Here is a 14,507-nt window from a genome sequence, read left to right as displayed (position 1 = left end):
GCCCGCTTATTCAGTTGTGAAGTCTGGTGCGCGCCCGGGCGCGCGAAGTCTGGTGCTAGAGCTGTACCCCGCCTGCGGCAAGATCGATCTTGAGCTGCTCGATCTCCTCGGGCGAACACTCCGCCATGGGCGCGCGCAGCGGTCCGGCGGGCAGGCCCTGGAGGGTGAGCGCGGCCTTGGTGGTCATGACGCCCTGGGTGCGGAACATGCCGGTGTAGACCGGGAGCAGCTTCTGGTGGATCTCCGTGGCCTTCTGGACGTCGCCGGAGACGTACGCCTCGACGAGCGCGCGCAGGTCCGGGGTGACCACGTGGCCGACGACCGAGACGAAGCCGACCGCGCCCACGGAGAGCAGCGGCAGGTTCAGCATGTCGTCGCCGGAGTACCAGGCGAGGCCGGAGCGGGCGATGGCCCAGCTGGCACGGCCGAGGTCGCCCTTGGCGTCCTTGTTGGCGACGATCCTCGGGTGCTCGGCGAGGCGGACGATCGTCTCGGTGTTGATCGGGACGCCGCTGCGGCCGGGGATGTCGTAGAGCATGACCGGCAGCTCGGTGGCGTCGGCGATGGCCTTGAAGTGCCGGTACAGGCCCTCCTGCGGGGGCTTGTTGTAGTACGGCGTGACGACCAGGAGCCCGTGTGCGCCCACCTTCTCCGCGGTGCGGGCGAGCTCCAGGCTGTGGTGGGTGTCGTTGGTGCCGACGCCGGCCACGACGTGGGCTCGGTCGCCGACGGCCTCCAGTACCGCTCGCACCAGGTCCGATTTCTCCGCATCGCTGGTGGTGGGGGACTCACCGGTGGTGCCGTTGATGATCAGGCCGTCGTTGCCAGCGTCCACCAGGTGGGTGGCGAGCCGCTGCGCGCCGTCGAGATCAAGTGCGTCGTCCGCCGTGAAGGGCGTGATCATGGCGGTGAGGACCCGCCCAAAGGGGGTCTGCGGAGTGGAGGTCGGAGCCATGGGTTACACGCTACTCGTTGCGCACGGCCTGGTCTGCCCTAGGGGGGTGCGGAAAAGTCAGGACAAAGATGGAGCCCGGCACTGCCTGCTCGGGGGTTCAAGCAGTGCCGGGTCCGTTTGATCAGGCTAGATGAACTTCTCTAAATGCCGCAATACGGACACCTTGCGGGACTGGGCCGTGCGGCCGTGCCCGGCCGGGGAAGGCGGTGCGCTACGGCGCCACACGACCGTTCGCATTGAAGGCGGCGTACGTCAGCGGCATGAGCTTGGCCCACTCCGCTTCCATCTTCTCGCCCACCATCTCGATCTCCCGCTGCGGGAAGGACGGGACCTTGGCCAGCTCGTGCTGGGTGCGCAGGCCGAGGAAGTGCATCAGGGAGCGGGCGTTGCAGGTGGCGTACATCGAGGAGAACAGGCCGACCGGGAGGACCGCGCGGGCCACCTCGCGGGCGACGCCGGCGGCGAGCATCTCCTGGTAGGCCTCGTACGACTCCCGGTACGAGTCCTCCATGACACGGCCGACCAGCTCCTGCTGGGCCTGGGTGCCCTCCACGAAGACGTACTTGCCCGGGCGGCCCTCCTGGACCAGCTTGCGGGACTCGCCGGGGACGTAGAAGGCGGGCTGGAGCTCGCGGTAGCGGCCGCTCTCCTCGTTGTACGACCAGCCCACGCGGTGCCGCATGAACTCGCGGAAGACGAAGATCGGGGCGCTGATGAAGAAGGTCATCGAGTTGTGCTCGAAGGGGCTGCCGTGCCGGTCCCGCATCAGGTAGTTGATCAGTCCCTTGGAGCGCTCGGGGTCCTTCTGCAGCTCCTCCAGGGACTGCTCGCCGGCGGTGGAGACGCGGGCGGCCCACAGCACGTCGGAGTCGGCCGCGCTGTGCTTGACCAGCTCGACGGAGACGTCACTGCGGAAACTGGGCTTGAGGTCGTCGGCGGGGGTGTCGGTCACGGCTCGGAGGGTCCTTCCATCACTTCTCTGGGCGGCGCCCACTCTACGGCCCGGCACTGACAACGGGGCGTTCGGTGCCGGGTCGCGACATACGGCGGCGAATTTCTGTGAATTCGGTGAAACCGGGCACCTTTTGGGGCACTCGCTCGTCTGTGTTGGTGACGGTCACCCACACGATCCCGAGAGGAGAAGCCCCCCGATGTTCCGTCGGCGCGAGCCCGTCCCGTTCGCCTTCCTTGCCGAGGCCGACAGGTTCCGCAGTGATGTCACTCCCCCACCTCGTCAGCGGTCGTCCGCCGGCCAGATGGCCGGGCGCTGGCTGCTGGGCCTCACCATCATCGCCGCGCTGGTCGGCTCGCTGGTGGTCGGCATGCCGGCGTTGTCCACCGACACCGCCACGCAGACTCAGCAGTCACAGGCCTCCCAGGGGCACTGACCTCGTCCGGACCCCCAAGGGTGGTGGGCGGGGACACAGGTCGATAGCCTCACCGGGCACAGCCCATGCATGGATTGAGTGAGGACCAGCCGTGCCCCTGCCCTTCCTGACGGCCGACCGCGCGTTCGAGGCAGCCGACGATGTCGCGCTGCCCTTCGAGGACCGTGACCGCTGGCGGCGCCCTTACCGTCCCGGGCCGTGCCGGGTGGGCGTGGCGGCGCTGTGGTTGCTGCTCGCCTCGTACGTGCTGTTCGCGGCGGTCGTCATCGCCCTGACCGGCACGCTGACCGAGGCTGGGGTCGTCTTCGGTATCGCGCTGCTCGTCATCGCCGGTGCCCTGCGGCTGCTGCGCATGGGTGTGTGGGTGAGCCCGCACGGGCTGCGCCAGGTGAGCTTCCTCGTCACGCGCACGGTGCCCTGGGAGCAGGTCGTCGCCGTGCGGACGGTGCAGCAGCCGGTGCGCTGGCTGGGATTGCCGCGAACCGTTCAGGGACAGGCGCTGATGCTCGTACGGCGGGACCGGGCGGCGGAGGGCATGCCGACGCTGATGACCACGCACAATGCGGACTTCCTGGGGCGGGTCGCGGCGTTCGACCGGGCCACCGACGCGGTCGAGGCGTGGGCCGCGGAGAACACGCGCGGCTGAGCCCGCCAGGCACGTCGAAGGGGCCGGTCCGCAGTCAGTGCGGGCCGGCCCCTTCGACGTACGGCTGACCTTCGTCGCAAGGCTCAGGCCTCGACGGTCCTGCCGTCGTGCAGGGCGATGGCCCGTTGCATCGCCTTACGGGCGCGCGGGGTGTCGCGGGCGTCGTGGTAAGCGATGGCGAGGCGGAACCAGCTGCGCCAGTCGTCGGGGGCCACTTCCGTCTCGGCCTTGCGCCTGGCGAAGACCTCGTCGGCCGAGTCGCGGTCGATACGGCCGCCGGGGGTGCGCTTCAACTCGTCGACGGGCAGGCCGCCCTCGGCGTCGAGTTCGGCGGGGAGAGCATTGGCCCTGCGGACGAACTGGGTGTTCTTCCACAGGAACCACACGCCGATCACCGGCAGGATCAGCACCGCCACGCCGAAGGTGACGGTGAGGAGCGTGCCGGACTGGACGAGCATCACGCCACGGCTGCCGACCAGGACGAAGTAGACGACCAGGACGGCGGCCGTTATGGCGTAGGAGATCTTCGCGCGCATCTGTGAGCCTCGTGTCAGCCGAGGTCCAGGAAGTGCTCCAGGCCGAAGGTCAGGCCCGGAGTGGTCACCACGCGGCGCGCGCCGAGCAGGATGCCCGGCATGAAGCTGCTGTGATGGAGGGAGTCGTGGCGGATGGTCAGGGTCTCGCCCTCGCCGCCGAGCAGGACCTCCTGGTGGGCCAGCAGGCCGCGCAGGCGGACGGCGTGCACCGGGACGCCGTCGACGCTGGCACCGCGCGCGCCGTCGAGGGCGGTCTCGGTGGCGTCCGGTGCCGGGGCCGTGCCGGCGGCGCGGCGGGCCTCGGCGATGAGCTGGGCGGTGCGGGTGGCGGTGCCGGAAGGGGCGTCGACCTTCTTCGGGTGGTGCAGTTCGACCACCTCGACCGACTCGAAGTAGGGCGCCGCGATCTGCGCGAACTTCATCGTCAGGACGGCGCCGATGGAGAAGTTCGGTGCGATGAGCACGCCTGTCTCAGGGGAGGCGGACAGCCAGCCCTTCAGCTGCGCGAGGCGCTCGTCGGTCCAGCCCGTCGTGCCGACGACCGCGTGGATGCCGTGGTTCACGCAGTAGTCGAGGTTGGCCATCACCGAGTCCGGCGTGGTCAGTTCGACCGCGACCTGGGCGCCGGTCTCCGCCAGGGACTCCAGCTTGTCGCCCCGGCTCAGGGCGGCGACCAGCTCCATGTCCTCGGCGGCCTCGACCGCCCGTACGGCCTCGGAGCCGATGCGGCCCTTGGCACCGAGGACCGCCACGCGCAGCTTGCTCATCTCTCTTGCTTCCTTAGGTCGGATGTTCCATCGGATGTTCCGAGGGCGGACCGGTCAGGCGCCCGCGTCGTGCAGCCGGGCCGCCTGCTTGTCCTTCAGCGGGCCGATGACCGACAGCGAGGGCCGCTGTCCCAGGATCTCGCGGGCGACCGAACGGACGTCGTCCGGGGTCACCGCCGCTATCCGGGCCAGCATGTCGTCGACGGACATCTGCTCGCCCCAGCACAGCTCGCTCTTGCCGATGCGGTTCATCAGCGCGCCGGTGTCCTCCAGGCCGAGGACGGTGGAGCCGCGGAGCTGGCCGATGGCGCGGCCGATCTCGTCGTCGGACAGGCCGTGTTCGGCGACGTGGTCGAGTTCGTCGCGGCAGATCTTCAGCACGTCGTGGACCTGCGACGGCCTGCAGCCCGCGTACACGCCGAACAGGCCGCAGTCGGCGAAGCCGGAGGTGTAGGAGTACACGCTGTAGGCCAGGCCGCGCTTCTCGCGGACCTCCTGGAACAGGCGGGAGGACATGCCGCCGCCCAGTGCCGTGTTCAGCACGCCCAGGGCCCAGCGGCGCTCGTCCGTGCGGGACAGGCCGGGCATGCCGAGCACGACATGGGCCTGCTCGGTCTTGCGTCCGATGAGCTCGACGCGGCCCGTGGTGCGCAGGGCTCGACGGCCGTTGCGCGGAGCGATGGGCGCGGCGTCGCCGTTCTTGAAGGCGCCCGCCTTCTCGAAGGCCGCGCGGACCTGTCGTACGACCTTGTTGTGGTCGACGTTGCCCGCGGCCGCCACGACCAGGTGGGTCGGGTCGTAGTGCTTCTTGTAGAAGCGGCGGATGCGGTCGGCGGTGAGGGCGTTGACGGTGTCGACCGTGCCGAGGACCGGGCGGCCGAGGGGGTTGTCGCCGAACATGGTGTGCGCGAACAGGTCGTGCACACAGTCGCCCGGGTCGTCCTCGGTCATGGCGATCTCTTCGAGGATCGCGCCCCGCTCGACGTTGACGTCCTCTTCGAGGATGAGGGAGCCCGTCAGCATGTCGCAGACGACGTCTATGGCCAGCGGCAGGTCGGCGTCGAGCACGCGCGCGTAGTAGCACGTGTACTCCTTCGCCGTGAACGCGTTCATCTCGCCGCCGACGGCGTCGATGGCGGAGGAAATGTCCAGGGCGGACCTGCGGGTCGTGCCCTTGAAGAGCAGGTGCTCCAAGTAGTGCGTGGCGCCGTTCAGAGCCGGGGTCTCGTCGCGGGAGCCGACGTGCGCCCAGATGCCGAAGGTCGCGGAACGGACCGAGGGCAGGGTTTCGGTGACGATGCGCAGGCCGCCGGGGAGGGTGGTCTTACGGACCGTACCGATGCCGTTGGCGCCCTTGATGAGGGTTTGGGTACGGGCGACGGCCCGCGCCTCCGAAGAGGTGCGGGCCGTCGCCGTGGAGCTACTCGACGTCACTTGTCGGCGTCGTCCTTCTTGTCGTCCGCGGCGTCTTCTTCGCCCTCGACCACGGGGACGAGCGAGAGCTTGCCGCGCGAGTCGATCTCGGCGATCTCGACCTGAACCTTCGCGCCCACGCCGAGGACGTCCTCGACGTTCTCCACGCGCTTTCCGCCGGCCAGCTTGCGGATCTGCGAGATGTGCAGCAGACCGTCCTTGCCGGGCAGGAGCGAGACGAACGCGCCGAAGGTGGTCGTCTTCACGACCGTGCCCAGGTAGCGCTCGCCGACCTCGGGCATCGTCGGGTTGGCGATCGAGTTGATCGTGGTGCGGGCCGCCTCGGCGGAGGGACCGTCGACCGCACCGATGTAGATGGTGCCGTCGTCCTCGATCGTGATGTCGGCGCCGGTGTCCTCCTGGATCTGGTTGATCATCTTGCCCTTGGGGCCGATGACCTCGCCGATCTTGTCCACGGGGATCTTGACGGTGATGATCCGCGGGGCGTTCGGGGACATCTCGTCCGGCGTGTCGATCGCTTCCATCATCACGTCGAGGATGTGGAGGCGGGCGTCACGGGCCTGCTTGAGAGCGGCGGCCAGGACGGAGGCCGGGATGCCGTCCAGCTTGGTGTCGAGCTGGAGGGCGGTCACGAACTCCTTGGTGCCGGCGACCTTGAAGTCCATGTCGCCGAAGGCGTCTTCCGCACCGAGGATGTCGGTGAGGGTGACGTAGTGCGTCTCACCCTCGATCTCCTGGGAGATCAGGCCCATGGCGATACCGGCGACGGGGGCCTTCAGCGGCACACCGGCGTTCAGCAGCGACATGGTGGAGGCGCAGACCGAGCCCATGGACGTCGAGCCGTTGGAGCTCAGCGCCTCGGAGACCTGGCGGATCGCGTAGGGGAACTCCTCGCGCGTCGGCAGGACCGGCACGAGGGCGCGCTCGGCGAGGGCGCCGTGGCCGATCTCGCGGCGCTTCGGGGAGCCGACGCGGCCGGTCTCGCCGGTGGAGTACGGCGGGAAGTTGTAGTTGTGCATGTAGCGCTTGCGGGTCACCGGGGAGAGGGTGTCCAGCTGCTGCTCCATGCGGAGCATGTTCAGGGTGGTGACGCCCAGGATCTGGGTCTCGCCACGCTCGAACACGGCGGAGCCGTGCACGCGCGGGATGGCCTCGACCTCGGCGGCCAGGGTGCGGATGTCGGTGACACCGCGGCCGTCGATGCGCTTCTTCTCCTTGATGACGCGCTCACGGACCAGGGTCTTGGTCAGCGAGCGGTACGCGGCGGAGATCTCCTTCTCGCGGCCCTCGAACTCCGGCAGGAGCTTCTCGGCGGCGAGCGCCTTGACGCGGTCCAGCTCGGACTCGCGCTCCTGCTTGCCCGCGATGGTCAGCGCGGAGGCGAGCTCCGGCTTGACGGCGGCAGTGAGCGCCTCCAGGACGTCGTCCTGGTAGTCGAGGAAGACCGGGAACTCGCCGGTCGGCTTGGCGGCCTTCGCGGCGAGGTCGGCCTGGGCCTTGCAGAGCACCTTGATGAAGGGCTTCGCGGCGTCCAGACCGGCGGCGACGACCTCCTCGGTCGGCGCCTCGGCACCGCCCTTGACCAGCTGGATGGTCTTCTCGGTGGCCTCGGCCTCGACCATCATGATCGCGACGTCGCCGTCCTCCAGGGCGCGGCCCGCGACGACCATGTCGAAGACGGCGTCCTCGAGCTCGGTGTGCGTCGGGAAGGCCACCCACTGGCCGTTGATCAGCGCGACGCGGACGCCGCCGATCGGGCCGGAGAAGGGCAGACCGGCCAGCTGCGTGGACGCGGAGGCGGCGTTGATCGCCACGACGTCGTACAGGTGGTCGGGGTTGAGCGCCATGATCGTGGCGACGACCTGGATCTCGTTGCGCAGGCCCTTCTTGAAGGACGGGCGCAGCGGGCGGTCGATGAGGCGGCAGGTGAGGATGGCGTCCTCGGAGGGACGGCCCTCACGGCGGAAGAAGCTGCCGGGGATCTTGCCGGCGGCGTACATCCGCTCCTCGACGTCCACCGTCAGGGGGAAGAAGTCGAGCTGGTCCTTGGGGTTCTTGGAGGCGGTGGTGGCCGACAGCACCATGGTGTCGTCGTCCAGGTACGCCACGGCGGAGCCGGCGGCCTGCTTGGCCAGGCGGCCCGTCTCGAAGCGGATGGTGCGGGTGCCGAAGGAGCCGTTGTCGATGACGGCCTCGGCGTAGTGGGTCTCGTTCTCCACTAGCGTTTTCTCCGTTACTTTGTCGTCTTTTGTCCCGTCGCTGCCCGTGTGGCAGGGGGACGGTGGCGGAGAAGCGCTCCGTGCGGTGCGGGCCGGTCTTCGATCGAAGCACCCGGGGCTCGCTTCCCCCGGGGGCCACTACCGAGGACCGGCGGCGGCTAGGCGCGCTTCTCCTCTTCTTGTCGTGCTGTGTCATGCGTACTGCGTTGTGCTACCACACTACAAAGCGTGTGTGACACTTCGCATGTTTCCGCACGCGCGGTTGACGTTCCGCACGTACAGCAAAAGGAGCGGCTCCCGATCTCTTCGGGAACCGCTCCCCTCACGGCGTCTTACTTGGCGCCCGCCGCACCACGGCGGATGCCGAGGCGGTCGACCAGCGCACGGAAGCGCTGGATGTCCTTCTTCGCCAGGTACTGGAGAAGGCGGCGACGCTGACCGACCAGGATCAGCAGACCACGACGGGAGTGGTGGTCGTGCTTGTGGGTCTTGAGGTGCTCGGTCAGGTCCGAGATCCGGCGCGAAAGCATGGCGACCTGGACCTCGGGAGAGCCGGTGTCGCCCTCCTTCTGACCGAACTCGGTGATGATCTGCTTCTTCGTAGCGGCGTCGAGCGGCACGCGTACTCCTCGTAGTCTTTTCAGTGGCCACCGAGTGCCCCCGGTCTGTGTCTCGGGGGAGCTTCCGTTACTCGGGAGGCGGGGATCCGCTGGGCGCATCCCCCAGGCGAACCCGGAGGCGCGTACACAAACGGCCGTCACACAGCGTACCAGCACACAGGCACGCCCTTGACAGACGGTCCCCGGCGGCGCCGCGCCGGTCAGAGGCCGCCGCGGACCTTGGCGTAGATGTCGAGGACGGCCAGGCAGATCGGGATCAGGGACAGCAGCACCAGCGAGTCGGCCAGGTCCAGCATGCGGCCCCAGAAGGGGGAGAGCCCCTTCTGCGGGACGATCAGGGCGATCGCGATCAGCAGGAGCACGCCGACCCCGACGGAGGCGCCGAGCCACAGGGTCCGTACGTTGACCGGGCCGGAGTCTCCCTGGAGCAGTTCCATGATGATGTCGGCCGGCGGCGAGATCGCGAGGCCGAGGACCAGCAGGGCGAGCGTGACGACACCGGCCACGAACAGGCAGGTGACCTGCGCGGTGTAGCGGAACAGGCGCGCCCGCAGCATCGCGGCGAGGCCGGTGCACAGGGCCAGCAGCTGGGCCCAGCCGCTGCTGCTGAAGCCGAGCACGGCGCCGCCCGCGCCGATCACGACGGCGGCGCAACCGCCGACCAGGCCGAGCAGCAACTCGTGGCCGCGGCTGGTCTGGGCGACGATGCGCTGGACGTCGACGGCCTCGAGGTCGCCGTCGCGGCCCTCGCGACGGGCCCGGGCCAGGTCCTCGGGGTTACGGAAGCCGATCGGCAGCTTGGCGAAGCGGGCCGACCAGCCGGGTAGGAAGCCGACGACCGCGAGGGCGACGACCGAGGTGCCGGCGGCGATCTCCCGCGGCTCCGCCTCGGTGAGCACACCGCAGAACACGGCGAGCGTGCCGATCGCCGAGGCCAGCGCGGCGGCCACGAACGGGGCGTCGCCCTGCGGCAGCAGCATGATCAGTACGACGGAGCAGAGCAGTACGGCGACACAGCCGACGAGGAACTGGATCCTGCCGGGACCTTCACCCGCGTCCTGGGCGATGGCACCGGAGCCCGCGATGAGGGCGTGCGGCAGCGCCGAGATGCCGAGCGCGACGGCGGAGCCCCGGTCGTCGTACACCCGGGCCCGTACACCGGCGAGTGCCGTCAGGGCGAGCGCGGTCACGCCGGCGAGGATGCCCGGCAGGCCGTGCATGTCGTGCCGGATCGGGTCCGCGAACCAGAAGACGAAGCCCAGCATGATCAGCAGCAGCGACCCCGCGACGAGGCCGGCGACCCGCATCAGGTTGTCGTTCCAGCTGCGCATGTCCTGCTTGACCGCGGCGGCGATCGCGTCCACCACGTCGTCGTGGACGGCCGGTGGCAGCGAATCGGCGAAGGTGCGCAGCAGCAACACCTCACCGTCCCTGACGCGGTGTTCGAGCAACGAACGGCTCGCGTCGAGCACTTGGCCCTCGCGGGTCACAAGGTGATAACCGGAGGGGCTGGTGTCGGACTGGACCAGGCCCGAGAGCCTGATGATCTCGGGAAAGAGGTCCTGGATCGGCAGGTCCTCCGGCAGCGCGACATCTACACGGCTGTCCGGTGCTGCGATGGTGATTCGGCAGAAACCTGTCGAAGTCCCCGTGCTCACCTGGTGTTCCCCCTGCTAGACAAGGCTTCCTCACGCCGCTCGTACGACGCGGAGCGCCACCATATCCGTTGCCGCTCCCGCTACAGGACCGCCCTCCCCCATTCCTCCCAGGACCTGCGCCGCATCTCCATCCGCCTGCCTCACTGGGGCACTGAGCGCATCAGTAGGATCGACGCCTACGCGAACGACGCCTACGCGAACGAGAATCACGTCGCGGTACAACGGGGGCGTCGGTGCCAGGACGTATCACGTATCAATCGCGAAGGATGAGTGCATCGGTGAGCGTCGTCATCATCAAACGACCACCGCGGACAGTGCCACCGGCCGTCCCGGACGGCGAGGTCAAACTCGAGACGCCGCCCGAGATTCCGCGCGAGGGCGACGACAGCATGCTGATGAACATGCTGCCCATGATGGGCATGCTGGGTTCCGTCGCCTTCTTCTTCACAGCCGGCCAGTCCTACATGAAGGTCGTCGGCGGCCTCATGCTGGCCTCGACCGTGGCCATGATGGTCGCCCAGATCGCCAAGGCCCGGCAGGGGCCCGGCGCAGGCATGGCCCAGGACCGGCGGGACTACTTCCGCTACCTCGAGCAGGTCCGCAAGGACGTGCACAAGACCGCTGAACTGCAGCGCCGCAGCCAGCTCTTCCAGCATCCCGACCCGGAGCAGCTGTGGGCCGTCGCGGCCGACGGCAAGCGGCTGTGGGAGCGGCGCCCGACCGACGCGGACTTCGCCTCGGTACGGATCGGCCGCGGCACCCAGCAGCTGAACACTCCGCTCGTCGCCCCGGAAACGGCGCCCAAGGACGAGCTCGAACCGCTGACCGCGGCGGCCATGAAGGCCTTCCTCGACGCGCACGGCAGTCTGCACGATCTGCCCGTCTCCATCTCGCTGCGTGCCTTCTACCACGTGACGATCTGCGGAGACACCGACACGGTCTACGGCAACGCCCGTGCGACCCTGTCCCAGCTGGCGACGCTGCACTCGCCCGAGGACCTGATGATCGCGGTGGTGGCGCACCCCTCCGCGGCGACGGACTGGGACTGGATCAAGTGGCTGCCGCACAGCCAGCACCCGAAGGCCAAGGACGGAGCGGGCTCGACCCGGCTCCTCTTCGACGACCTCGGTGAGCTGGAGGAGGCGCTCGCGGACCAGCTGGACGACAGGCCCCGCTGGAACCGTGAGGCGAACCCCGTCTACGACCAGCCCCACCTGATCGTGGTGCTCGACGGCGGCACCGTGCCGCCGGACTCCGAACTCGCCAGCAGCGAAGGCCTCCAAGGCGTCACCTTCCTGGAGATCTCCCCCGGCGAGCTGGAGGAGGAGCTGCGTGCCGGCCTGACGGCCTATGTGAAGCCGAACCGGATGCAGCTGTTCGTCGGCCACGAGTCCGCGTACACCGGCAGGCCCGACCTGCTGAACCCGGCGCAGGCCGACTCCCTGGCGCGGCAGCTCGCCCCCTTCCGGGTCGGCTCCGCGGAGGAGGGCGAACCCCTCCTGTCCAACCTGGACTTCACGGACCTCATGGGCATCGGTGACGCGGGCACCGTCGACGTCTCCCGCACCTGGCGTCCGCGCACGCTGCACGAGCGGCTGCGGGTGCCGATCGGTGTCGGCGAGAACGGCGAGCCGGTCATGCTGGACCTCAAGGAGGCCTCGCAGGAGGGCATGGGCCCGCACGGTCTGTGCGTCGGCGCCACCGGTTCCGGTAAGTCCGAGGTGCTGCGCACGCTGGTGCTCGGTCTCGCGGTGACGCACTCCTCGGAGACGCTGAACTTCATCCTCGCGGACTTCAAGGGTGGTGCGACCTTCGCGGGCATGGCGGACATGCCGCACACCGCGGCCGTCATCACCAACCTCGCGGACGACCTCACCCTCGTCGACCGTATGCGTGACTCGATCATGGGTGAGACGCAGCGCCGTCAGGAGCTGCTGCGCTCGGCCGGCAACTACGCCAACCTGCACGACTACGAGAAGGCCCGGGCCGCGGGCGCCGCGCTGGAGCCGATGGCCTCGCTGGTGATCGTGCTCGACGAGTTCTCCGAACTCCTCACGGCCAAGCCGGACTTCATCGACATGTTCATCCAGATCGGTCGTATCGGCCGTTCGCTGGGTGTCCACCTGCTCCTGGCGTCGCAGCGACTGGAAGAGGGCAAGCTGCGCGGCCTGGACACCTACCTGTCGTACCGGATCGGCCTGCGGACCTTCTCCGCCGCCGAGTCCCGTACGGCGATCGGTGTCCCGGACGCCTATCACCTGCCGTCGATCCCCGGTTCCGGTTATCTGCGGTACGACACCGACACCATGGTCCGCTTCAAGGCGGCGTACGTGTCCGGGGCCTACCACGGTGAGGGCCCCTCCCGGGTGCACCGCTCGACGCAGTTGCGGCCCGCGCTGTTCTCGGCGGAGCACGTGGCGCTGCCTCCGCAGCCGGTGATCGAGGAGCCGGAGCCCGACAACCGGGTGGACGACGCGCTCGCCGACACCGTCCTGGACGTCCTCGTCGGCCGGATGATCAACCAGGGCCCGCCCGCCCACCAGGTGTGGCTGCCCCCGCTGGAGGAGGCGCCCTCGCTGGAGCAGACGCTCCCGCAGCTCGCCGTCAGCCCGGAGCGCGGTCTGACCGCGCCCGACTACACGGCGCTCGGCCGGCTCAACGTGCCGGTCGGTCTGGTGGACAAGCCGTTCGAGCAGCGGCGTGACGTGCTGTACCGGGACTTCGCGGGCGGTGCCGGTCACGGTCTGTTCGTCGGTGGTCCGCAGTCCGGCAAGTCGACGCTTCTGCGCACGCTCATCTCGTCGTTCGCCCTGACCCACACCCCCTCCGAAGTGCAGTTCTACTGCCTGGACTTCGGTGGTGGCGGTCTGATCTCGATGGAGGGGCTGGCGCACGTCGGCGGGGTCGCCAACCGTCTCGACGCCGAGAAGGTGCGCCGTACGGTCAGCGAGGTCGAGGGCATCCTGAACGCGCGCGAGGAGTACTTCCGCGCGAACAACGTCGACTCGATCCAGACCTACCGTCAGCGCCGGAACGCCGGCCAGCTGCCGGACCAGCCCTGGGGCGACGTGTTCCTCGTCATCGACGGCTGGGCCACGTTCAAGACGGACTACGAGATGCTCGAGGCCACCGTCACGGAGATCGCGACGCGCGGCCTCGGCTTCGGTGTGCACGTGATCCTGACGGCGAGCCGCTACACCGAAGTGCGGCCCGCGCTCAAGGACATGCTGCAGAACCGTATCGAGCTGCGCCTCGGTGACCCGACGGAGTCGGAGATCGACCGCAAGGTCGCGCAGAACGTCCCCGCCACCGTCCCGGGCCGTGGTCTGACCCAGGACAAGCTGCACTTCATGGCGGCGCTGCCGCGCGTCGACGGCTCCTCGGAGACGGACGACCTGTCCGAGGCGACGTCGATCCTCATCCGCGGCATCAACGACAACTGGCAGGGCAACCACGCTCCGGCCGTGCGGCTGCTGCCCACGATGCTGTCGTCGGACCGGCTGCCCAAGGGCTTCGAGCACCCCGACCGCGGTGTCGCCATCGGCATCGACGAGTCGTCGCTCTCGCCGGTCTTCGTCGACTTCGAGACGGACCCGCACTTCATCGTGTTCGGTGAGAGCGAGTCCGGTAAGTCCGCGATGCTGCGGCTGCTCATCAAGCAGATCTGCGAGCGCTACACGCCGGACCAGGCGAAGATCGTCATGGGTGACTACCGGCGCGCCCACCTGGAGGGCGTCCCGGAGACGCACCTGTCGCGCTACTGCGCCTCGGCGCCGGCTCTCTCGGAGACGCTGGAGGGCCTGGCCGGCTCGCTCAGCCGTCGTATGCCGGGCCCGGACGTCACGCCCGAGCAGCTGCGCAACCGCAGTTGGTACAGCAGCCCGGACGCGTTCGTCATCGTCGACGACTACGACCTGGTGGCGACCGGCGTGAACCCGCTGGCCCCGCTCCTGGAGTACCTGCCCTTCGCCCGTGACGTCGGCCTGCGCGTCATCATCGCGCGTGCCTCGGGCGGTGCCAGCCGGTCGCTGTACGAGCCGGTGATGCAGCGTCTGCGCGAGCTCGGCGCCCAGGGCCTCGTGCTCTCCGGCGACCGTGCGGAGGGCGCGCTGCTGGGCAACATCACGGCGACGCAACTGCCGCCCGGCCGTGGGTACTTCCACACGCGCCGACGCGGTGGGCAGCTGGTTCAGACGGGGTGGCTGCCGAACCGGTTCTGAGGGACGGTCAGCCGGACGGTCATGTGAAGGCCGGTCGAGCAGGAGGGGCGGCACCCGCGAGGGT

The 14,507-nt window shown here is 69.2% G+C and carries 11 protein-coding genes; 3 read left to right on the top strand and 8 right to left on the bottom strand.

What is annotated here, in order from left to right; translation table 11 throughout:
- Nucleotides 1-55: 55 nt before the first annotated feature.
- Together dapA and thyX are read right to left on the bottom strand one after the other, a co-directional pair.
- Nucleotides 56-955 carry a 4-hydroxy-tetrahydrodipicolinate synthase gene (dapA, locus tag AB5J49_RS34585; RefSeq protein ID WP_369172783.1) on the bottom strand — a complete coding sequence of 300 codons (900 nt, stop codon included), beginning with the start codon at nt 953-955 and terminating at the stop codon, nt 56-58.
- A 211-nt stretch (nt 956-1,166) separates the two neighbouring features.
- The gene (gene thyX, locus AB5J49_RS34580) at nt 1,167-1,907 is read right to left on the bottom strand and encodes an FAD-dependent thymidylate synthase (RefSeq protein ID WP_369172782.1); all 741 of its coding nucleotides are present in this window, start codon (nt 1,905-1,907) and stop codon (nt 1,167-1,169) included.
- 199 nt (nt 1,908-2,106) lie between these two features.
- Between thyX and AB5J49_RS34575 the strand changes: the two genes are divergently transcribed.
- Both AB5J49_RS34575 and AB5J49_RS34570 read left to right on the top strand, forming a co-directional pair.
- A complete protein-coding gene (locus AB5J49_RS34575) occupies nt 2,107-2,343 on the top strand; it encodes a hypothetical protein (RefSeq protein WP_369172781.1) in 237 nt (78 codons plus the stop codon).
- Between the two features lie 91 nt (nt 2,344-2,434).
- On the top strand, nt 2,435-2,989 hold the full coding sequence (locus AB5J49_RS34570) for a PH domain-containing protein (protein WP_369172780.1): 555 nt from the start codon (nt 2,435-2,437) through the stop codon (nt 2,987-2,989).
- A gap of 83 nt (nt 2,990-3,072) precedes the next feature.
- On the opposite strand, the gene AB5J49_RS34565 is transcribed toward AB5J49_RS34570, so the two are convergent.
- The 6 genes from AB5J49_RS34565 to eccD all read right to left on the bottom strand — a co-directional run bounded on the left by AB5J49_RS34565 (nt 3,073) and on the right by eccD (nt 10,223).
- Entirely contained in the window at nt 3,073-3,525 is a 453-nt protein-coding gene (locus tag AB5J49_RS34565) for a hypothetical protein (protein WP_369172779.1), read from the bottom strand.
- Between the two features lie 14 nt (nt 3,526-3,539).
- On the bottom strand, nt 3,540-4,292 hold the full coding sequence (gene dapB / locus AB5J49_RS34560; protein ID WP_369172778.1) for a 4-hydroxy-tetrahydrodipicolinate reductase: 753 nt from the start codon (nt 4,290-4,292) through the stop codon (nt 3,540-3,542).
- A 54-nt stretch (nt 4,293-4,346) separates the two neighbouring features.
- Nucleotides 4,347-5,726 carry a M16 family metallopeptidase gene (locus AB5J49_RS34555; RefSeq protein WP_369172777.1) on the bottom strand — a complete coding sequence of 460 codons (1,380 nt, stop codon included), beginning with the start codon at nt 5,724-5,726 and terminating at the stop codon, nt 4,347-4,349.
- Nucleotides 5,723-7,945 (bottom strand): polyribonucleotide nucleotidyltransferase, encoded by a 2,223-nt coding sequence (locus AB5J49_RS34550; RefSeq protein WP_369172776.1) that lies wholly within the window; start codon nt 7,943-7,945, stop codon nt 5,723-5,725. The genes AB5J49_RS34555 and AB5J49_RS34550 overlap by 4 nt, the downstream gene beginning before the upstream one ends.
- A 332-nt stretch (nt 7,946-8,277) precedes the next feature.
- Nucleotides 8,278-8,565: a 30S ribosomal protein S15 gene (gene rpsO / locus AB5J49_RS34545; RefSeq protein WP_003993372.1), complete on the bottom strand. Its 288-nt coding sequence runs from the start codon at nt 8,563-8,565 to the stop codon at nt 8,278-8,280.
- A 200-nt stretch (nt 8,566-8,765) separates the two neighbouring features.
- Nucleotides 8,766-10,223, bottom strand: a complete 1,458-nt coding sequence (gene eccD, locus AB5J49_RS34540; protein WP_369172775.1) for a type VII secretion integral membrane protein EccD — start codon at nt 10,221-10,223, stop codon at nt 8,766-8,768.
- Between the two features lie 278 nt (nt 10,224-10,501).
- Here eccD and eccCa point away from each other — a divergent pair, with 278 nt between their 5' ends.
- Nucleotides 10,502-14,443 (top strand): type VII secretion protein EccCa, encoded by a 3,942-nt coding sequence (gene eccCa / locus AB5J49_RS34535; protein ID WP_369172774.1) that lies wholly within the window; start codon nt 10,502-10,504, stop codon nt 14,441-14,443.
- Nucleotides 14,444-14,507 lie beyond the last annotated feature (64 nt).

Source organism: Streptomyces sp. R28 (genome assembly GCF_041052385.1).
Taxonomy (GTDB): Bacteria; Actinomycetota; Actinomycetes; order Streptomycetales; family Streptomycetaceae; genus Streptomyces.
Note: the sequence above shows the minus strand (reverse complement) of the source record. Positions and strands in the feature narration are given on the sequence as shown.